The organism is Paenarthrobacter sp. TRD_SC_7, assembly GCF_056156245.1.
Genome location: NZ_CM149587.1, coordinates 3,463,046 through 3,483,694, shown reverse-complemented (window position 1 = coordinate 3,483,694; position 20,649 = coordinate 3,463,046). Strand labels below are relative to the sequence as shown.

Here is a 20,649-nt window from a genome sequence, read left to right as displayed (position 1 = left end):
TTCTACTGGTTCTTCGCGTCCCACAGTTCCGTAATGCCCACGTTCGCATGGACCAGCAGGTCCCGGAGGGTGGAGATGGAGAGTCCGACGACGGCGTGCGGGTCGCCGTCGACCTTACGGATGAAGGCCCCACCCAAGCCGTCGATGGTGAACGATCCGGCGCAGTGAAGGGGTTCTCCGGTGGCGATGTAGGCGTCGATGTCCCGGGTACTCATTTGGGCGAAGTGGACCTCAGCGCTCGATACCGCTCCCACGGTGGCGCCCGTGCCTTCGGGCGTTTCATCTGCGTCTGCCTCTTCGTCCGCGTCAGCGGGGGTGTCCCGGCAGTCAACCAGCCAATGGCCCGTGTGGAGCACTCCCTGCGAGCCGCTCATCCGCAGCATCCGCTCCCGCGCGATCTCCGCGGTGTAGGGCTTGCCGTGGGACTCGCCGTCGAACTCGAACACCGAATCGCAACCGATCACCAAGGCACCCTCAGCTTCGGGGAGGGCGGCAACGGCCTCGGCCTTGGCGCGGGCCAGCAAGAGCGCTGTGTCGTGGGCGTCAGTCACGCCGTACTTGGCCTGGACCGCATCCTCGTCAACGTCCGAGACCAGGACGTCGTGCTGAATCCCGGCTTCCGTGAGCAGCTTGGTACGGGCGGGGGACTGGGAGGCAAGGATCAATCGGGTCACGCCTCCCAGCCTAATACGACCCTCTCTCACATCCCGCGTGCTTCCCCCGACGCTCGATCACATACCGCGTGCTTGCGACGAACGCCCTCTCACTTGCGTCAAACAAGTGAGAGGGCGTTCGAGAATATTGGCTGTTATGTGAGAGAGGGTTAGTGGACCAGTTCCTCGGACCCGGCCTTCGAACGGTCCGTTCGGTCCAGTTTGGCGCCTTCCACATCCACATCCGGGAGGATCCGTTCCAGCCACTTGGGGAGCCACCAGGCCTTCTCGCCAAGGAGGTACATCACGGCAGGAACGATGGTCATGCGGACCACGAAGGCATCAATCAGCACACCGAATGCCATGGCAAACCCGAGGGGCCGGACCATGGTGAGGTGGCTAAAGATGAAGCCGGAGAACACACTGACCATGATGATCGCGGCCGCGGTGACCACTGCTGCAGCGTGGCTGAACCCGGAGCGGACAGCATGCTTGGCGGACTCGCCGTGCATGAAGGACTCCCTCATGCCGGACGTAATGAACACCTGGTAGTCCATCGCCAGGCCGAACAGAACGCCGATCAGGATGATGGGCAGGAAGCTTAGGACAGCGCCCGGATTGGCGACGTCGAAGATGCCTCCCAGCCAGCCCCACTGGTACACGGCAACCACGGCGCCGAAAGCAGCGGCCAGCGAGACCAGGAAGCCACCCGTCGCCAGCAGCGGCACTACGATAGAGCGGAACACCAACAGCAAAAGCAGCAGAGAGAGTCCCACGACGATCGCCAAGTAGGGTGGCAAGGCGGCGCCGAGCTTGTTGGAGACATCGATGTTGCCTGCGGTTTGGCCTGTCAGGCCGATGGTCACGTCCAGGTCGTCGTGAATCGCTGAGCCCTTGGCGCGGAGATCGGACACCACCTGCACGGTACCCGCGCTGGCTGGGCCCTCCTTCGGGATGACCTGGAAGACGGCGGTGCGGCGGTCTGCGCTCAATGCAACCGGCACAGCGGCGATGACGTTCTCAACGCTGCGAAGCTGGTCCGCGACGTCGAACTGCTTGTTCTTGGCATCGTTCTCGCTGAGGCCTTCGGGGAATTCGCCAACGACGACGATCGGTCCCGTCACGCCTTCGCCGAAGCTGCTGCGCGTGAGGTCGTACGCCTTGAAGGCTTGCGAATCCACCGGCTCTGAGCCGCCGTCGGGAAGTGCCAACCGCAGCTGCGATGCCGGCAACGCCAAGGCGCCCAGCAGGGCGACGCTTGCCACGAGGGCAACCCACGGGTGACGCGTGACCATACCGCCCCAGCCGCCGCTGCTGCGCTTCTCCTCGCGTTCCCGGTCCGCAGCTTCGTGGCCCGGCTCGGCGTTGTGCTTGGCAGCTTTGGCCCAAGCGCGCTTGGAAATGAGTCGGCGGCCAATCAGGGCCAGGACGGCGGGCGTCAGGGTCAAAGCCACGACGACGGCCACGCCGACTGTCGCTGCGGCCGCAACGCCCATCACTGCGAGGAACGGCAACCCGGGAACTACCAGAGCGGCGAGGGCGATGATGACAGTAAGGCCGGCAAACAGCACGGCGTTACCGGAGGTGCCGGTGGCCAAGGCCGCAGATTCCTCGGCGTCCATACCGGACAGGAGCTGCGTCCGGTGGCGGTTGACGATGAAGAGGGAGTAGTCGATGCCAACCGCGAGGCCGAGCATCAGGGCAAGCATGGGCGAGATGGAGCTCATGTCGATCACACTGGTGAGCGCGAACGTTCCACCTACTCCCACGGCAACGCCGATCAAGGCCATCAGCAAAGGCAGGCCAGCGGCGATAAGCGTGCCGAGCATCAGGATCAGAACCAGGGCTGCCACAGCGACGCCTACGATTTCAGCGATGCCGAAGATTTCCGAGACGTCCTCGGTGATTTCCTTGCTGGCGTATGCCGTGACACCGGCGGAGGAGACTCCGTGGACGATCTCCTGGACTTCCTCGCGGACGGCTGGGTCAACGGCGTTGATGGAGGTCTTGAACTGGACCTGCGCGATTGCGGCTCTGTTGTCGTTGGAGACAAAACGCATGCCCTCAGAGGCTTCGAGCTGTCGCTTGCCAGCGGCGAGTTCTGTTCGCTGCGGAGCCAGCTGGGCTTCGATCTGTGCTGGCGCCAGGCCGGCGGCGGCCATCTGCTGTTCTGCGGCGCCGAGCTGAGCTTCACCGGCGGCAATGTCCGCGGCGCCCTTATCCAGTTGCTCCTGCGTGGTGAAGGGGTTCACCGTGCCCTGCACGTCCGGCATGGCTTCAAGCTTGGTGAGAGCAGCCGCAACCGCTTCTTTTTTGGCTTGGTCGAAGCCCGCATCTCCGGCGTCGAAGACCACGCTGGCCGAGCCGCCTGATGAATCGGGCAGGGCCTCCTTGAGCTTGTCGGCCATCTGCTGGGTTTCCGTACCCGGAATAGTGAAGTTGTTGGACATGGTGCCGTGGAAAGCTGCGGCCGAGCCGCCCACTGCCACCATGACGGCCAGCCATATCGAGATGACCAGCCAACGGCGGCGATACGAGAATTTGCCGAGACGGTAGAGGAGCGAGGCCATGTCAGAACCGATCTTTGGTGGTTGGAACGGAAGGTGAGGCTGTTGCGGCTTGTACGGACGCGTCCGACGGCGGCGCGAAGCCGGCGCCGAGAAGGCCCATCGCATCGATGAGGTGCTGCCGAAGTACGGCAAGCGATTTGGGGGAAAGGTCCGGTCCATGTTCGGCGAACCAGACGGTCATTGCCGCTTTGCCGCAGGAGATGACGGAACCTGCGAGGGCGTGGAGGTAGAGCTCACTGACGCCTGCGGGGAGGCGGCTGCGGGCTGCTTCGATAATCTGCTCGGTGCAGTGCTCCCAGGCTTCCAACTCGGAACGGGCCAGCTGGCGGTTGTCCTGGGTCAAGCTGAACAATTCGGCCATGGGTGCCACGGACATGGGATCCGCCAGCGCCATGAGGGCGGCCTGGGCGGATTCGAGGATCGATTCGTCGGCGGGACGCAGCCGGAACTGCTCCAAGGCGTGGTCCATGAAGCCGTCGGCCACGGAGGCCAGGGCGGCTTCGAGGCTAGGGAAGTAATTGAAAAAAGTTCGTCGGGAGACACCCGCGCTGGCCGCGATGTCTTCCACGGTGAAATTGCCGGGCCCGTTGCTGCGCAAAAGGTCCAGGGCAGCGGAGGCGATGGAGCTGCGGGTGGCCGCCTTGTTGAGTTCGCGGCGGGAAGGGGCGCTCGGCTCACTTCCGTTTGCCTCGGGAGCGGAGGACTCCTCGGAGGCTTCTGGGTTGGTTTGGGTCACGTACTTACACTAAGTGCAAGTTTGCACTCTGCGCAATTTGATTCCGTCCGGCTCAAAAGAGATCCCGCCCCTGTTCGTTTCCCTCGCCGACTACGGGGAGGGAGGCGATCAAGAACGGGATCAGCGGACGGCTTGGTTTAGAACTGCGTCGGGGGAGTCGGCGGAGTGGGCTGGGCCGGTGGTGATGGCTGCGTTTGAGTGGGCTGGGCGGCTTGCGTCGGTTGTCCCGCAGTTTTGGTTAGGTATACCGACTGGCCTGTTGCCCCAGGTTCTCCCTCGCCCAGGGGGAGGACATAGACCGCAGTGCCATAAGCGCATACTTCGGTCCAATTGGTGCCCATTTCCGAGGTATCGAAACGCATGGCGACGATGGCGTTAGCACCACGTTGCTGCGCTTCGTTGACCATGCGTGCCATGACCTCCTGGCGGCTTTCGTAGAGCGCCTTGGTCATTTCGGGCAGCTCGCCGCCGCCGAGGGAACGGAAGCCGGCAAGCATTTGCGAGCCGATATCCCGCGAACGGACAGTGAGGCCCATGACTTCGCCGAAAACGGCGTCAATGCGGTGGCCGGGGATTTCGTTGGAGGTGACGATCAACATGCTCCGAGCCTATCCAGCTTTGGCTGCTTAAACCGGGAGATCCCCCGGGGGGAACTCCCCGGGGGATCAGCACCTCATGGCAGCGGTTGGCGGCTACGCCTTTGAACCGGCCAGTTCGCGCTCGTCGGCTTCAGCTGCAGCCTTGTCGGCGGCATACTCATCGGCGAACACAGCACCGTTGCGGGGTGCGTTGTACAGCGACTCGTCCAGGATTCCCTGGCGCTTGGCCACGATCGCCGGGACCAGAGCCTGGCCTGCCACGTTAACAGCGGTCCGGCCCATGTCCAGGATGGGGTCGATCGCCAACAGGAGGCCGACGCCGGCAAGAGGCAGGCCCAGCGTGGACAGGGTCAGCGTAAGCATGACGACCGCGCCGGTGGTGCCCGCCGTAGCGGCGGAACCGAGAACGGAGACCAACACGATCAGCAGGTACTGGCTGAAGTCCAGGTTGATGCCGAAGAACTGTGCCACGAAGATCGCAGCGATGGCCGGGTAGATTGCTGCGCAGCCATCCATCTTGGTGGTGGCGCCGAGCGGCACTGCGAAGGAGGCGTAGCCGGAGGGGACACCCAGGTTTCGCTCAGTGACGCGCTGCGTGAGCGGCAGGGTACCGATGGAAGAGCGGGAAACGAATGCCAGCTGAATGGCCGGCCACACACCGGAGAAGTACTGCTTGATGGAGAGCCCGTGAACACGCACCAGAATGGGGTAGAGAACGAAGAGCACCAGGGCCAAGCCAATGTAGATGGCAGCCGTGAACTTGCCCAGCGAGCCGATAGTGTCCCAGCCGTAGATGGCAACAGCATTGCCGATCAGGCCAATGGTGCCCAGCGGGGCAAGGCGGATGATCCACCACAGAACCTTCTGGATGACGGCAAGCGCTGAAGCGTTGAAGGTCAAGAAAGCCTCAGCCTGCTTGCCCACCTTGAGCGCGGCAACGCCGACGGCGATCGCGATGACCAAAATCTGGAGCACGTTGAAGTTGACCGCGGTGCTGACAGTCGTGGCAGCGTTGGCGCTTTCGGTCACGGTGGAGCTGGCGCCGAGGCCTAGGAAATTCTTCGGGAAGAGGCCGATCAGGAAGGCCCACCAGTCACCGGTCTTGCCGGCGTACTTGGCTTCCTCGGTGATGCCCGTGGCTGCGCCCGGCTGCAGGAGTACGCCCAAGCCGATACCGATCAGCACCGACACCAGCGAGGTGATGGCGAACCAGAGCAGCGTGTTCCATGCGAGGCGCGCGGCGTTGGAAACCTGGCGCAGGTTGGCGATGGAGCTCACCACGGCGGTGAAGATCAGGGGAACGACGGCGGTCTGCAGCAATGAGACGTAGCTGGAGCCGATCGTCTGGAGAGTAGCGCCCAGGCCGTTGGGGGCGGTCTTGGTGCTGCCCGTGTACTTGGCGATGAGGCCGAGAATAAGACCGACGATAAGGGCTGCGATGATCTGGACGCCGAAGGATCCGGCCCACTTGGGGAGCCGGAAGCCGGTCTTGCCAGCTGAGGGGGAGGTGTTGGTTGAGGTGCTCACCGGAACACGGTAGGTGCACCGCAAATAACATAGCGAACGGACGTTGAGAAATGTTACGGGAGTAAAAGTTATTCCCAAGGCTTTGTGATCTTGCTCTCGGTCGCGCCATCTCCGGCCTGGCGGTTGGCGATACAGCCGAGGGAGCCAATCTGAAGTGGGTTGGCCACGGGCAGGAAATTTTATCCAGTAGTGCTCTGCTTCTGTTCGCCTTTTCTCATGCAGAACAGTAGTTCAAAGCATTGATACGGGACTGCTCTGCGCTGGCCGCCACTGTTTGACTGTTTGTTGGATTTATTCCTTGGTGTTGGTAGTTTAGGCAGCGTCTGGTCGCCGGGGTTTTCCGGTGTTGCGATTGTTCTTATTGGGAGGAAAGTTCTATGTCGCGTGTGTTGTCTACTGAGCAAGCCAAGGCTGCTATTGGTCAGGTGCAGTCGATTATTACTGGTGGTTTCACGGATCAGATTTCGGCGTTGGATGCGCAGGGGCGTTTGTTGTCGGATCCGAATGTGTGGGATGGGCCGTTGGCTGCTGAGTTCCGTGGTTCGACGTGGCCGGAGACGAAGGCTGCGTTGGATAAGGCCAAGGAAGAGTTGGAGCAGTTGCGGGGTCAGTTGCAGAAGATTTCGCAGGATATTTTCTCTGCTGGTGGCGGGGCCTGATTCTTTGTTGGTTTGAGTGTGGGGGCCGGGTGATCGTGCCGCGTTAGTGCGGTGTGGTTGCCCGGCCGTTGCGCTGTGTTCTTGTGGTGCCGCGTGGTTGTGGTGCCGTCTTCGTGTGGTGCTGGTGTTTTGTGGGTTGCTGGGTTTTGTTCGCGTTCTTGTTCTGTGGGGGGCTTTGGTTGTGACCGAGTTCGTTGAGATGCCGTTGTTGCCGGATTCCGATGCTGCCCATGGTGGCCGGTTTGTGTATGGGGTTGCCGAGTCGGTGAAGGGTGCTTTTGAGTCCGCAGCGTCGCGGGTTGATGAGCATTCGGGTTCGCGTGCTCCGTTGGTGACCGGGGCGGGGGAGGATTTCCGGGGGCATTTTTCGGAGGTGTTCGCGGCGAACGCGGCCACGGCGGCCAGGGACGCGTCGGGGTTGGCGGCGGCGTTGCGGACGGTGGCCGGGTATGTGGGCACCATGATCGAAAAGGCGCGGGAGGAGGATGACCGGCGGCGGCGGAATAACGAGTGGGTGCGGCGGCATAACAATCGGAACTGGCTCGAAGAGGGCTGGGACAACATTTGGGGTGAGGAGGCCCGGCCGAACATGGAGCCCGGGAGTGCGCCGTCGTTCCCGTCCGAGTCCCCGGCGTCGGGGTCGCGGGAGACCCCGGGCCCGGGTGGCGGGTATGGGGGCGGGGTGTCTTCGGCGCGTCCGGAGTCGTTGCGGAGTTTCGCTGCCGGGTCCCGTGGCCTGGATGATGGGGTCGCGTCGGTGCCGGGGTCGTTGGAGGGGGAACTGTCGTCGTTCGCGGACCGGTGCGGGTGGGGCCGGTTGGATGCTGCGGGTGTGGTGACGGCGTTCCGGCAGTATTTGCGGGCTAATGAGAATGACGCGGCGTGGGCGGTGGTGGTCGCGGACGCGTTCGCTGCTGCCGGTAGCGAGGGGGCGGTCTCGACCCTGTCGGACGCTGCGGTGAACGAGGCGTTGGCAGCGGCGGGGGTCTCGGGGCACCGGTCCGGCCTGGTCATTGATCCGCCCACGGCGGCCGGGGCGATGCCCACGAGCGGGTATGCGAATGATCCGGTGAACACGGCGACGGGGAATTTCATTGAACCCGAAACCGATCTGGGCTTCGCCGGGGCTTGTTCGGACTTGGTGCTGACGCGGATGTATAACTCGTTGGGCTCTGGCCTGGACACCCCCGGGGTGTTTGGTCCGGGGTGGGCGTCGGTGTTGGACCAGCACCTGGTCTTGTCGGATGAGGGTTGCCGCTGGGTGATGGCTGATGGCCGGGCGGTGGATTTCCCCCGTGAGGGTACCGGCTGGGCCCGTGCGGTCGGAGAGAACTTCTGGCTCACCCGCAAAGATGCCAGCACACCGTGGTTGGCGGAGCTGTCCTCCGTCCCGGAGGGTGTCACTGAGGTGTTGGTCGTGCGGGATAACCAGGGCGGTTGGTGGGCTTACACCACCGCCGGGGTGTGGCTCGGGACCGGGGCAGGCCCAGGCCGGACCGTCTCGGCCCACCGCCACACACCATCAGAGACCGTGTCCGGTGTTGTGGATCCCGGTAGCGCGGATGCCAGCGCGGACGCCACCGGTGAAGCGGTCGGGGGCGGGGCTGGTGTGGTGTGCCGGTTGGTGCATGTGCGGGGCCGGTTCGTGGAGATCGATTATGTCGGTGGTGTGGTCGCGGTGGTCCGTGGTTCGGACGGGCGCCGGGTTCAATACGGCTACGATGCCACGGGCCGTTTGGTCACGGTGGGCACGGAGACCGGCACCCGCACGTATCGGTGGAACGAGCAGGGCCTGATCGCCTCGGTGGTCTCGGCCGCGGGTGTGGTGGAGGCCGAAAACAGCTATGACGAGCATGGCCGTGTGGTTTTGCAGGTCACACAGCATGGGCGGCGGACGAGGTTCGCGTATTTGCCGGGCCGGGTCACGGTGGTTTCGGATGAGGACGGGTCCCGGTCGAATTCGTGGGTCGCCGATTCGAAGGGCCGTCTGGTGGGGGTGCTGGACGCGGAGGACCAGCGCCAGTCCATGGCGTATGACGCGCACGGGAACCTGGTGTCTTTGACCGAGCGTGACGGCGCGGTCACGGTCCACGGCTACGACACCCGCGGCCGGAAAACCCGCACGCTCACCCCGGAGGGCGCGGACCTGACATACGGGTGGGACGAGCAGGACCGCATCACTACCCTGGTGACCGCGTCCGGTGCCGTGGTGACGTATGAGTACGCCGATGAGGTCTCGAGGGACCCGTCGGTGATCCTGGACCCGCTGGGTGGCCGGACCGAGCTTCAGTGGCGGGACGGGCTCCTGGAACGGGTCACGGACCCGGCCGGGGTCACTATCGGTTTTGAGTACGACAAGTTCGGGGACTTGATCGCAACCCGCAACGCCGCCGGAGACGTGGCGAGGATCATCCGGGACCAGGCCGGCAGACCGGTCACCGCGTACACCCCCTCGGGGGCCGCGACACGTTTCAGTTATGACGGTGCCGGGGTGTTGGTCCGGCGGGTGGACCCGGACGGGGCGGTGTGGGCGTTCGAGCACGACCCCGCGGGCCGGACCACCGCAATGGTTGCCCCTGATGGGGGTCGGACCGTGTTCGAGTACGCCCCCAACGGTGAACTGGTCCGGACCACCGACCCGCTGGGCCGGGTCGTGGAGCGGGTGTTCGATGAGCTTGGGAACCTCACTGGTGCGGTGTTGCCGGACGGGGCGTCGTGGGGGTTCACCCATGACAACCTCTCCCGGCTCGTGGGGATCACGGATCCTGCCGGTCATGACTGGGTGCGGGAGTACGACACGGTCGGCGCCCTCACGGGGGTTGTGGACCCGACCGGGGTCCGGACCGCGGCGGTCACCGACCGATCCAACGGGACGGCGTCCCTGACCGATGCGTTCGCCACGAATACTTACAGTTTTGATGAGTACGGCCGCCCCACGAAAGTGGAGTCCGCGGACGGGTCCGCGGAGCTGGTCAGCTATGACGCGGCGGGGAACCCGGTCGAGTTGGTCGATGGTGAGGGCGGGTTGACGGTCCTGGGCCGCGACGTTGCCGGGAAGATCACCTCGATCACCTCCCCGGCCGGGGCGGTGACCCGGTTCGAATACGACCACTGCGGCCGCCCGTTCCGCAGTATTGACCCGGTCGGGGCGGTCACGGAACTGTCCTACGACCCCGATCAGCGCCTCACCTCCAGGACCCTGCCCACCGGCGAGGTCGAAACCTTCGCCTACGACGCGTGCGGGCGGTTGACCGCCCGGCACACGCCCGGGGAGGGGACGGCCCGGTACGGGTACGACAAGGTCGGGCGGCTGAGCTTCGCCCAGGATTCCTGGTACGGGACCCGCCGCTTCACATACAACACCGCCGGGGAACTGACCGAAACCATCAACGGGGTGGGGGGCAGGACCCGGTTCGAGTACGACACCCGCGGCCGCCTGGTCCGGATCACGGACCCGACCGGTGGGGTCACCACCCGCACCTACACGGCCACGGACCAGGTCGACACGGTCACTGACCCGCTCGGCCGTGTCACCACCGCCACCTACGATCCCGCGGGACGGCAACTGTCCCAGACGGACCCGGACGGGCACACCACCACCTGGACCTACGACCGTGCGGGCCGGGAAGCGACCACCTCGGTGGACGGGACACTGATCGCCGCCATCGAACGCGACGTTACCGGCCGCCGGGTCGTCATCACCGATCACACCGGCGGGGCCGGGTACGCGGTGGAGCACGAACTGTGCTTTGACCGGCGCGGGCTCCTCACCAGCCGCACCAACGGGAACGGGACCGGGACTGGGACGTTGTCGTGGGAGTACGACGCCGACGGGAACCGCGCCGCGATCACCGACCCCACCGGGACCACCACCCGCTACACCCGCGACCCCGCCGGGCGGGTCGTGAAGGTCTCCAACCCGTTGCTCGGGGACGCGTCCTTCACCCACGACCCCTCCGGTCGGATCGTTTCGGCGACCGCCGGGAACTACACCCAGGAATGGGTTTACCGGGGAGGGAGCCTTGCAGAGCACACCCGCACCCACACCGGTAACCCGGGTGTGGCTGATGTGACCCTGATCGGTCGTGAGGATGGTGGGCGGATCACCGCGCTGACCCGGAACGGGGCCGTGACCCGGTACGGGTACGACACCGCCGGGCAACTGACCACCACCACCATCACTACCACTGGCACCACCGGTGAAACAAGCGCTTCCGGTTCGGTGTCGGAGTGGGAGTACGACGCCGGTGGGCGGCTGCTCCGCGAAACCACCGGCACCGGGGCCCGCACCTACACGTACGACGCCGCGGGCCAGCTCCTTACTGTCACGGAACCTGATGGTTCGGTCACCGAGTTTGTGTATGACGGGTTGGGTCGGAGGGTCCGGGTGATCGGGGCGGACGGGTCCTGGACCGAATACGCCTGGGCCCCCACCGGGTACCTGGCCGGAACGGTCGAAAAGGACCCGGACGGGGCCGAACGCAACCGGCACCGGCTCCACGTCGACGCGCTCGGTGAACTCGCCACCGTGGACGGGACGCCGTTGTGGTGGGACACCGCAGCGCCCGTGCCGACCCTGGCCGGGATCAACACCACCCAGGTAGTGTCCCTGCCCGGCGGAGTCACAGGTATCGGGCAAGCGTGGACCGCGCCGGGCTGGCGTGCCGCCCGCCCCACCGACCAGCACGACCCCTGGGCCGTCCTCGGAACCCCCACCACCCCCACCCCAGACAGCCCTGCAGCTGCTAATGCGGGTGTGGGCGGTGTGTTGCCCGCCGGGGTCACCCTGACCGCCGGCGGCGGGATCGACATCGCCGGGCTCGAATGGCTCGGCAAACGCGCCTACGACCCGTCCACCCGGGCCTTCCTCTCCACCGACCCCCTCGCCCCCGTCCTCGGCGCCGGCTGGGACGGCAACCCCTACGCCTACGCCGGAAACAACCCCCTCAACACCACTGACCCCACCGGACTGCGACCCCTCACCGACGCCGACCTGAAAGCCTACGACGGCTCCTCCCGCGGCGCGTTCGCAGCAGCAGGAGACTGGCTCGGGGACAACTGGGAATATTTGGCCGGCGGTGCGATGGTGATTGCTGGCGGTGTTCTGATGGCTACCGGTGTTGGTAGGCCCGTGGGGATGATGCTTATTGGCGCGGGTGCCGACACCATAATCCAGAAAGCAACCACCGGCGAGGTCAACTGGGGCCAAGTTGCTCTCAGCGGAGCCCTTGGGGGTTTTGGGGGTGCGAGTATCGCCGCCCGCGCTGGTCTGAGCGGCATGAAGGCGACACTCGTGGCCGGGGCTAGCTCGGGCGGCATCAGCGGTGGAATCCAAGGTACATACGGTTACTACACAGGCCCTGGCCCACACACCGTCGCCGGGGCTCTGGGAGCGACTGCACAAGGGACGGTGTTCGGTGCGGCTACGGGAGGTGCCGGTGGAGCGATCGGCCAGAAGGTCAGCCAAGGCATTATGGGGGCAGTCACAAGAAATGCCAACGCGGACACAGTAGTCATGGGCCGGATGATGGATCAAAGAGTGCATCCATATGGCAGTGCCAACGGCTACGGGACATACACGGCCCTTCCTGAGTCGATTTACAACTTTACTTACCGAAATCTTCCCAACTCGGTCCATGACGGTATCCATCTTTGGGCCAACAAAAAGTGGATCAACTATCAAATGATGCAGGGCCACCAAATCGTGGACATTGGTGCGCCGAGCCCTGCCCTGAACCCGCGAGGACCGGGCGCTTTGCCCTCGAGCAATTACTATGACATGGAACAGGCACAGGTGGCTGGATACCCTGGCTATAGTCAGGATCCGCAACCTGCGTGGGATCTGCGGTAGGGATATTGATGTACATCGAGGGAAACACGTATCTGCGTTTGGTCGCTGTGCCAGTCCGCAAGGGATTGCTCGTCCGGGGAGATCATATGTATGAGGTGATGAAAGACTCCGGACGTCCAAGTGTCGTATCAGCAAAAGATCTGGCAGGGGCTGTCGGGGTGAATCCGCACGGGCCATGGAACGACTTGCAAGAGTGTCAACGGACCGCGGATCGACTCTACCGGGAGGGCAGGCGCGGAGATTGGGTTGAGTATCCGACAGCGATAATTGTTTCGGACACGGCCCACTAAACTCATGCGCAGCTGCCAATTGTTGGTTGGCCCGGCCTCTAGTCGGAGGCACTCGAGTAAATCAGCCCAGCAGCGCGCGGCGCAGCACATCCAAACCTACAGAGCCGATGTTCAGCGCTTTGCTGTGGAAGGACTTCAGGTCGAACCCCTCGCGGGATTCGAGCTCTGAACGGATCTGCTCCCAGAGGCGCTGGCCCACCTTGTAAGAAGGTGCTTGTCCGGGCCAGCCGAGGTAGCGGGTGAATTCGAACTGGAGCTGGCCTTCACTGATGTCGAGGTTGGCTTTGAGGAAGTCGAAGCCCTTCTCGGGAGTCCACGTACCAGTGCCCCAGCGCTCGGGGACTGGCAGTTCCAAGTGGACACCGATGTCGAACACCACGCGGGCGGCGCGCATCCGTTGCCCATCCAGCATGCCCATGTGGTCCCCAGGGTCCTTGAGGTAGCCCAGTTCCAACATGAGTTGCTCGGCGTAGAGCGCCCAGCCTTCGCCGTGGCCGGAAACCCAGCAGACGTTCCGGCGCCAATTATTCAGGAGCTCCCGTCGGTATGTCGCCGTGGCAACTTGGAGGTGATGGCCGGGGACGCCTTCGTGGAACACGGTGGTTGTCTCGGACCAAGTGGTGAAGGTGTCTTCGCCTGCCGGTACAGACCACCACATGCGGCCGGGCCGGGAGAAGTCGTCGGAAGGGCCGGTGTAGTAAATGCCGCCTTCATCGGTGGGGGCGATCATGCATTCGAGGGTCTTCATGACGTCCGGAATGTCGAAGTGGACGTCGGCCAGTTCGGACACAGCACGGTCCGAGAGTTCCTGCATCCACGCCTTCAAGGCGTCGGTGCCCTTGAGTTGCCGCGCGGGATCGTTGTTGAGGATGCTCTTGGCTTCCTCGATCGACGCTCCCGGCTGGATCTGTCCGGCAACCTTCTCCTGCTCGCTGATGAGCCGCTCGAGCTCCTGGACTCCCCAGGCGTACGTCTCTTCCAGATCGACTTCGGCGCCGACGAATGAACGGGAGGCAAGGGCATAGCGTTCGCGGCCCACGGCGTCCTTTTCAGGGGCTACCGGCAGGAGCTCGTCCCGAAGGAAGTCTCCCAAGGCGCCATACGCTGAACGCGCGGCCGAAGTCCCGGCGTCGAGCTTTGACTGAAGCTCCGCGGGCAGCGGCTGGCCACCAAGGGCGGCCGATGAAGCCATTTTTGCGAAGAAGCCGTCCTCCGCCGCGTACCTGCCGGTCTGCTCAATGACGATCCGCACTTGGCGGGCGGCGGCTACTTTTCCGGCGGCAGCAGCCGCGCGAAGGGATGCAATATAGCCCTCAGTCGCACCGGGAACGTTGGCAGCGCGGCCTGCGATGTGCTCCCAGTGTTCAACAGTGTCCGTGGGCATGAGGTCGAAGATGGCGCGGATATCCTGCGCGGGAGAGGCAATGTTGTTGAGGTCGGCTGCATCCCAGCCGGACTCGTGGATCTCCAGTGCCAGGCCGAGCCGCTCGCGCATGGCGTCCAAGGTGACGGCGTCCACATCATCGGAAGGCTCAAGGCCGGCCAGAGCATCCAAGGCCAACCCTGTGGCCTCCGCATGGGCCTCAGCGCCGGTAGGCGAGTAGTCCTGGTATTCCGTTTCGTGTCCCGGCAAGCCCAGCGTGGTGGCGAAGCTGGGATTGAGTTCGATCAGCTTTTCTGTGTACGCGTCAGCGACGGCATCGATGGCGGACTTCGGGCGTACGGGAGTGTTTGCAGTAGTCACCCACAGAGCCTATCCGCGACATCGCTTACGTGAAAGGGTTGTTGAACTTTTCTACGGACGAGGGAATTAACCCCGGCTGCGTTTCCAAGCGCCTGGGCCCGGCGTCGGCTCCAGGCGCAGTTGCTGGCGACGCACCCAGTGCCGGACGTTCGGCTTGGACGAGGCCGCTTCCTGAGGGCCACCGAGTGAAACCACGACGGCGGCAAGCGCGGCGAGCTCTTCGGCCGTCGGTTCGCCCTTGACCACCGAGAACATTGGGGCGGCCGGGGTCTGATCCGGCGCCGAATCGGCGCGATGCTTCGGCGTGCTCACAGGGGAATGTTTCCGTGCTTCTTGGTGGGCAGGCTCGCGCGCTTGTCGCGGAGGGCCCGGAGGCCCCGGATGATCTGCAGACGCGTATCCGACGGAGCAATGACTGCATCAACGTAGCCCAGCTGCGCAGCCTGGTACGGGTTAAGGAGTTCTTCCTCGTAGCCCTGGATGATCTCGGCGCGCTTGGCCTCCACGTCGCCGCCTGCTTCGGCAACGGCAGCGAGATCGCGACGGTAAAGGATATTCACTGCACCCTGGGCGCCCATGACGCCGATCTGGGCGGTAGGCCACGCGAGGTTCAGGTCTGCGCCCAACTTCTTGGAGCCCATCACGATGTACGCTCCGCCATACGCCTTCCGGGTGATGACGGTGAGCTTGGGAACAGTTGCTTCAGCGTAGGCGTAGAGGAGCTTGGCGCCGCGGCGGATGATGCCCTGGAACTCCTGGTCCTTGCCGGGCAGGAACCCGGGGACGTCAACCAGCGTGATGATGGGAATGTTGAAAGCGTCGCAGTGGCGGACGAAGCGGGCAGCCTTCTCCGACGCCGAGATGTCCAGTGTGCCGGCGAACTGCATGGGCTGGTTGGCCACGATGCCCACGGTGTGCCCCTCGACGCGGCCGTAGCCGATCATCACGTTGGGAGCGTAGAGCGACTGCATTTCCAGGAAGTGGGCGTCGTCCACAATCTGTTCAATGACCTTGCGCATGTCGTATGGCTGGTTGGCGGAATCGGGGATCAGTCCGTCCAGGGCGAGGTCGTCGTCGTTCAGCTCCAGTTCCTGGTCGTGCTCCACCACGGGTGCCTCGGACAGGTTGTTGGAGGGGAGGAAGTCCAAGAGTTCGCGGACGAATTCGATCGCGTCGGCTTCGTCGGAAGCAAGATAAGTAGAGGTACCGGTGGTTGCATTGTGCTGCCGTGCGCCGCCGAGGGTTTCCATGTCCACGTCCTCACCGGTGACGGTCTTGATGACGTCAGGTCCGGTGATGAACATGTGGGAAGTCTTGTCCACCATCACCACGTAGTCGGTCAGGGCGGGGGAGTAGGCAGCGCCGCCTGCGCACGGTCCCATGATGAGGGAGATCTGCGGGACCACGCCGGAAGCGTGGACGTTGTTGCGGAAGATGTCCGCGAACATCGCCAGCGAAGCGACGCCTTCCTGGATGCGTGCGCCACCGCCGTCGTTGATTCCGACAACCGGGCAGCCGTTGCGGAGGGCGAATTCCTGGACCTTGACGATCTTTTCGCCGTTGACCTGGCTCAACGAGCCGCCGTAGACGCTGAAGTCCTGGCTGTAGATGGCGATGAGGCGGCCATCCACGGTTCCGTATCCGGAGACCACGCCGTCACCGAGCGGCTTCTTCTTATCCATGCCGAAAGCGGTGGAGCGGTGGATTGCCAAGGCGTCGAACTCGACGAACGATCCGGGATCGACCAGGAGGTCGATGCGTTCGCGGGCGGTGTTCTTGCCGCGAGCGTGCTGCTTTTCGATTGCTTCCGGGCCGGAAGGCTGTTCTGCACGGGCCTGGCGGTCGCGGAAGTCGGCAATCTTTCCCGCTGTCGTTGTCAGATCGTGGCTCATCAAGTGTCTCCGGCTCTGTAGCTGATTTTCGCTGGCGCAATCCCGGGTGCGGACAAGTAGCTGACTTAAGTAGCTTCCGTACAAAGAACAGGCCCCGCAGGCCAGTCTAGTGACGCCTTTGCCGCGAACCGCTGTAGAAACCCTACAATTTTCCGGGACCAAGCCAAAGCCAATGGTATGTTACCCGCCAGTAACATAGTTGGGTTAGAGTGTCCCCATGACTTCAAGCAACGGCGCTTCCTCCGCCTCCACAGAGGGTCAAACGCAACGCACCAGCCCGTACGTGGCCACCGGTTCTCTCAAAGGCAAGACCATCCTCATGTCCGGCGGCAGCCGTGGCATCGGCTTGGCCATCGCCACTCGTGCAGCCCGCGATGGCGCCCACATTGTGCTCATGGCCAAGACCGGCGACCCCCACCCCAAACTCGAAGGGACCGTCTTTACCGCCGCGGATCAGCTGGTCGAAGCAGGGGGCCAGGCGCTGCCGCTCGTCGGGGACGTCCGCAACGATGACGACGTCGCCGCAGCAGTCGCCGCCGCCGTCGAGCGTTTCGGGGGAATCGACGTCGTCGTTAATAACGCCTCGGCGATCGACCTTTCCCGCACTGACGCCGTGGACATGAAGCGCTACGACCTCATGCAGGACATCAACGTCCGCGGCACGTTCCTGCTGTCCAAGCTGGCGCTGCCCGCCTTGCGGGAGTCCAGCCACGGCCACATACTCACGCTGTCCCCGCCCCTTAACCTGGACCCCAAATGGGCAGGGATGCACTTGGCCTACACCATGGCCAAGTACGGTATGAGCCTCACCACCTTGGGGCTCGCCGAAGAGCTGAAGAACGACGGCGTGTCGGTTAACTCGCTCTGGCCATGCACACTCATCGACACGGCCGCGATCCGGAACATGCCTGGTGGGCAGCAAATTGTGCAGGCCGCACGCGGACCGGAAATCATGGCTGATGCCGCCCATGCAGTGCTTACGGGTTCGGGTGCGACCGGCAATTTCTACACGGACGAAGAGGTCCTGCGCGCTGCCGGCGTGTCGGACTTCGCTCCTTACAGCCTCGGCGCGCCCGAAGACCGCCTGGTACCGGACATCTTCCTCTAAGCGGATTCCCAGCCGTTTTTTCAGGGCAGCCATCATCCGGGGGCGCCGCAACTGGATAGGATTCAGCTATGGATGCCGACAAGCCAGACAGCAGCGAACCCAAGGCCCCGTCCGGGCAGTCCCGGTCTTCGGTGCACCATGAGGCGTTGGGCCGTGGGGCGCTCGACCGTGAGGCGTTGCTCCAGCCGGACTTCCTGTCGGCCACGGGCATCTCCCAGCTGAACATTGTCGAATCCACGGGCTCCACCAATCAGGACCTCGTCCGGGCTGTGACGGTGGAGCCGAAGAAGTGGGCCGACCTTGCCGTATTGACCGCCGAACACCAGACAGCGGCGCGCGGACGGCTTGACCGCCACTGGGAATCACCCGAGCGGTCGGCGGTTTCCGTCTCCATGGTGCTGCGTCCCGTCACGGCAGAGGGCATGCCGGTCCCAACGCAGAGCTACTCTTGGCTTTCCCTGCTTGCTGCAGTTGCCTTGCGGGAGGCCCTGCAGGAAACGGCTGGCATTACCGCGGAGATCAAGTGGCCCAACGACGTGCTGGTCAACGGCAGAAAGGTCGCCGGCATCCTGGCACAGATGACTCCTTTGGGCGACGGCTCCGTGCCGGCGGTCATTCTGGGCGTTGGCCTCAACGTGTCTTTGGCCGAGGACGAACTTCCGGTTCCCACGGCAACCTCGCTCGCCTTGGAAGGGGCCGCGACGACGGACCGCACCGCGCTGCTGAAGAGCTACCTTTCCCGCTTCGCCAGGCTTTACCGCAGCTTCTGCAACTCCGAAGGAGACCCTGCGGCAGGATTGGTGGGTGGCCCTTCGCTGCACAAGCGCGTTGAGTCTGCCATGGTGACGTTGGGCCGCGAAGTGAGGGCGCACTTGCCGGGGGACCACGAACTCGTGGGGCATGCCTCGCGCTTGGACGAGCACGGCTCGTTGCTGGTGGTGGACCATGGTGGCAGGGAACACGTAGTTACAGCCGGAGATGTGGTGCACTTGCGCGCCACAGAAAGCGGTTATGCGTAAAGAGTTACTTCCGGGGGAGCAGGTCATCACGATCACCCGCCAACAGGCCCGGTCGCTGTTCTTTCCGGTGCTGGCCCTCATTGCCGTTCCTGCTCTAGCCGGCTTCGCCTGTGCATGGATCGTCAGGGAAAACCCCCAGCGCCTTGCGCCGTTCATTACGGCGGAATGGACGCCGTGGCTCATAGGTACTGTGGTTGTGGTCGCAGGATGGTTCCTCGCCGTGTACAGCCTCAAGCGAGTGTTGCGGTGGCGGTCGATCAAGTACATCCTGACGAGCAGGCGCGTACTTGCCAAGAACGGAATGTTTCGGCGGAGTGATTGGCAGGTATCGCTGATGGCCATACGCAACGTGGGTGTCCAGCAGAACATGCTCCAACGGGCATTGCACTCCGGGAATATATCCTTGGATACCGGGCACTCCGGAATAGCCGTCCTGGTCGATGTTCCCGAAGTAGGAAAGTTCCGGGGCTTCATTCTTGACGCGATGGACGAACTCCCGCAAGGTGAGGTTTTTGAGGGTGAGGTACTGAGGGATTTTGAAGAGTTGCCGTGGGAGTTGAGAGAAGGTGGAAGAGATGAGCGTTGAGGATCAGCAGTCCGGCGAGGACCTGGACCAGGAGTTCGACGCCGTACCGGAGCCTTCCGTGGACGAGGACACTGAGGCCGGGCCTGCTCCGGCGTCGGTGCAAACAAGTCCTCCCACTGGTGTGATGTCCGCGGAGCGCTTAGCTATTAAAGCGCTTGAGGCGAAGCTTCTTGGCGGCGAACGCAAGCTCCGGCGTCGTGAAGTTGCAGCCGGCGCGGGCGTGTCCATACTGTCCGCACGCAAAATTTGGCGCGCGCTGGGATTCCCGAACTTTGGGGACGAGGATGTCGCCTTCACCGAACGCGACCAGGCTGCCTTGTCCAGCATCCTGGACCTGGTCCGGGCCGGCCTCCTGACAGAGGAAGCTGCCATCTCGGTGACGCGTTCCATCGGGCAAATGACGGACCGCATGGTGGTCTGGCAGATCGAAGCCTTGGTGGAGGATATGGTTTCCGAGCAGGGAATCCCTGACGCCGTCGCCCGCAAACAACTGGTGGGGCAGCTGCCCGCACTGGTGGATTCCCTCGAAGAGATCCTGGTCTATTCCTATCGCCGCCAGCTCAATGCGGGTGTCCAGCGCCTTGCCGTTCGGGCGGAAGCGGGGCTGCAGGCCAGCGAGGAAGGCCGCGAGGGCGACGAAGACGATTCACCATTGCCCTTGGCCCGGGCCGTAGGATTCGCCGACCTTGTTTCCTACACCAGCCTGTCGCGCCGCATGAACGAGAAAACGCTCGCCCAGCTGGTGCAGCGTTTTGAGAACAAATGCGCCGAGATCATTTCCGTGGGTGGCGGCCGGCTGGTTAAGACAGTGGGCGACGAAGTCCTGTATATCGCCGAAACCCCTGCGGCCGGAGCCGAAATTTCCTTGGCCTTGGCCCAAGCCTTCACTGAGGATGAGATCCTGCCGCAGTGCCGCGTATCCATGGTGTGGGGCCGCATCCTGTCCAGGCTTGGCGATATCTATGGGCCCACCGTCAACCTCGCAGCACGGCTGACCACGCTGGCTCAGCCCGGGACGGTGCTCGTGGACGCTATGACCGCCGCTGCCTTGGGCCAGGATGACCGCTTCGTCCTGGTTCCCCAGAAGTCGGAGAACGTCCGTGGCTTCGGTGAGATCCATCCCGTGATGCTCGCCCGAGGGCGCGGCAAGGGTTTGGTTCTGGACTAAGCCCCTGCACGCCCTGAGAACTGCACGCTCCGAGAACTGGCGTCACGACTTAGCAAAACGATGGATTAACCCGGTACGCTGCACAACTGTATGTTCCTCTCGCCGGCTGAGCGCGAGCGGGTCCGGGTAGTTGTCCCCATCGCCCTCTCGTTACTGAGGCCGTAGGCTGTCAACGCCAAGGGATAGCCCGGTCTCGGGTTTCCTTGGCCGGCCGTGGGGCGCGTGGGATAGTCTTAGGGACTGAAAT

The 20,649-nt window shown here is 63.9% G+C and carries 14 protein-coding genes; 6 read left to right on the top strand and 8 right to left on the bottom strand.

The features are described from left to right. Positions 1-2 precede the first annotated feature (2 nt). The 5 genes from AC0J5Z_RS16700 to AC0J5Z_RS16680 form a co-directional block, all read right to left on the bottom strand. A complete protein-coding gene (locus AC0J5Z_RS16700) occupies positions 3-674 on the bottom strand; it encodes a Maf family protein (protein ID WP_475034370.1) in 672 nt (223 codons plus the stop codon). Positions 675-823: 149 nt separating this feature from the next. Then, positions 824-3,223: an MMPL family transporter gene (locus AC0J5Z_RS16695; protein ID WP_475034367.1), complete on the bottom strand. Its 2,400-nt coding sequence runs from the start codon at positions 3,221-3,223 to the stop codon at positions 824-826. 1 nt (position 3,224) lies between these two features. Continuing rightward, positions 3,225-3,959 carry a TetR/AcrR family transcriptional regulator gene (locus AC0J5Z_RS16690; protein WP_475034365.1) on the bottom strand — a complete coding sequence of 245 codons (735 nt, stop codon included), beginning with the start codon at positions 3,957-3,959 and terminating at the stop codon, positions 3,225-3,227. 137 nt (positions 3,960-4,096) lie between these two features. Continuing rightward, complete coding sequence (locus tag AC0J5Z_RS16685) at positions 4,097-4,558, bottom strand: YbjQ family protein (RefSeq protein WP_475034363.1); 462 nt, start codon at positions 4,556-4,558, stop codon at positions 4,097-4,099. Positions 4,559-4,651: 93 nt separating this feature from the next. Further along, a complete protein-coding gene (locus tag AC0J5Z_RS16680; protein WP_475034361.1) occupies positions 4,652-6,085 on the bottom strand; it encodes a dicarboxylate/amino acid:cation symporter in 1,434 nt (477 codons plus the stop codon). A gap of 377 nt (positions 6,086-6,462) precedes the next feature. On the opposite strand from AC0J5Z_RS16680, the gene AC0J5Z_RS16675 reads away from it, so the two are divergent. Then, on the top strand, positions 6,463-6,744 hold the full coding sequence (locus AC0J5Z_RS16675; protein ID WP_089593717.1) for a pyrophosphorylase: 282 nt from the start codon (positions 6,463-6,465) through the stop codon (positions 6,742-6,744). 181 nt (positions 6,745-6,925) lie between these two features. Further along, entirely contained in the window at positions 6,926-12,595 is a 5,670-nt protein-coding gene (locus AC0J5Z_RS16670) for a DUF6531 domain-containing protein (RefSeq protein ID WP_475034359.1), read from the top strand. 351 nt (positions 12,596-12,946) lie between these two features. Here AC0J5Z_RS16670 and AC0J5Z_RS16665 read toward each other — a convergent pair whose 3' ends face one another. The 3 genes from AC0J5Z_RS16665 to AC0J5Z_RS16655 all read right to left on the bottom strand — a co-directional run bounded on the left by AC0J5Z_RS16665 (position 12,947) and on the right by AC0J5Z_RS16655 (position 16,521). After that, complete coding sequence (locus AC0J5Z_RS16665; protein WP_475034356.1) at positions 12,947-14,629, bottom strand: DUF885 domain-containing protein; 1,683 nt, start codon at positions 14,627-14,629, stop codon at positions 12,947-12,949. Positions 14,630-14,695: 66 nt separating this feature from the next. Continuing rightward, positions 14,696-14,941 (bottom strand): acyl-CoA carboxylase epsilon subunit, encoded by a 246-nt coding sequence (locus AC0J5Z_RS16660; RefSeq protein WP_475034354.1) that lies wholly within the window; start codon positions 14,939-14,941, stop codon positions 14,696-14,698. Then, positions 14,938-16,521 carry an acyl-CoA carboxylase subunit beta gene (locus AC0J5Z_RS16655; protein WP_475034352.1) on the bottom strand — a complete coding sequence of 528 codons (1,584 nt, stop codon included), beginning with the start codon at positions 16,519-16,521 and terminating at the stop codon, positions 14,938-14,940. Before AC0J5Z_RS16655 ends, AC0J5Z_RS16660 begins: the two co-directional genes overlap by 4 nt. A 217-nt stretch (positions 16,522-16,738) precedes the next feature. Between AC0J5Z_RS16655 and AC0J5Z_RS16650 the strand changes: the two genes are divergently transcribed. From AC0J5Z_RS16650 to AC0J5Z_RS16635, 4 genes are all read left to right on the top strand, one after another. After that, complete coding sequence (locus tag AC0J5Z_RS16650; protein WP_475034350.1) at positions 16,739-17,629, top strand: SDR family oxidoreductase; 891 nt, start codon at positions 16,739-16,741, stop codon at positions 17,627-17,629. Between the two features lie 68 nt (positions 17,630-17,697). After that, on the top strand, positions 17,698-18,648 hold the full coding sequence (locus tag AC0J5Z_RS16645; RefSeq protein ID WP_475034348.1) for a biotin--[acetyl-CoA-carboxylase] ligase: 951 nt from the start codon (positions 17,698-17,700) through the stop codon (positions 18,646-18,648). Continuing rightward, positions 18,641-19,234: a PH domain-containing protein gene (locus AC0J5Z_RS16640; RefSeq protein WP_475034346.1), complete on the top strand. Its 594-nt coding sequence runs from the start codon at positions 18,641-18,643 to the stop codon at positions 19,232-19,234. Before AC0J5Z_RS16645 ends, AC0J5Z_RS16640 begins: the two co-directional genes overlap by 8 nt. Beyond that, positions 19,224-20,402: an adenylate/guanylate cyclase domain-containing protein gene (locus AC0J5Z_RS16635; RefSeq protein ID WP_475034344.1), complete on the top strand. Its 1,179-nt coding sequence runs from the start codon at positions 19,224-19,226 to the stop codon at positions 20,400-20,402. Before AC0J5Z_RS16640 ends, AC0J5Z_RS16635 begins: the two co-directional genes overlap by 11 nt. The last annotated feature ends 247 nt before the right edge of the window (positions 20,403-20,649 follow it).

Coding starts and splice junctions, on each gene's coding strand:
- AC0J5Z_RS16640 (WP_475034346.1), top strand. CDS start 18,641: ATGCGTAAAGAGTTACTTCCGGGGGAGCAGGTCATCACGATCACCCGC.
- AC0J5Z_RS16635 (WP_475034344.1), top strand. CDS start 19,224: ATGAGCGTTGAGGATCAGCAGTCCGGCGAGGACCTGGACCAGGAGTTC.
- AC0J5Z_RS16675 (WP_089593717.1), top strand. CDS start 6,463: ATGTCGCGTGTGTTGTCTACTGAGCAAGCCAAGGCTGCTATTGGTCAG.
- AC0J5Z_RS16650 (WP_475034350.1), top strand. CDS start 16,739: ATGACTTCAAGCAACGGCGCTTCCTCCGCCTCCACAGAGGGTCAAACG.
- AC0J5Z_RS16655 (WP_475034352.1), bottom strand. CDS start 16,521: ATGAGCCACGATCTGACAACGACAGCGGGAAAGATTGCCGACTTCCGC.
- AC0J5Z_RS16695 (WP_475034367.1), bottom strand. CDS start 3,223: ATGGCCTCGCTCCTCTACCGTCTCGGCAAATTCTCGTATCGCCGCCGT.
- AC0J5Z_RS16645 (WP_475034348.1), top strand. CDS start 17,698: ATGGATGCCGACAAGCCAGACAGCAGCGAACCCAAGGCCCCGTCCGGG.
- AC0J5Z_RS16685 (WP_475034363.1), bottom strand. CDS start 4,558: ATGTTGATCGTCACCTCCAACGAAATCCCCGGCCACCGCATTGACGCC.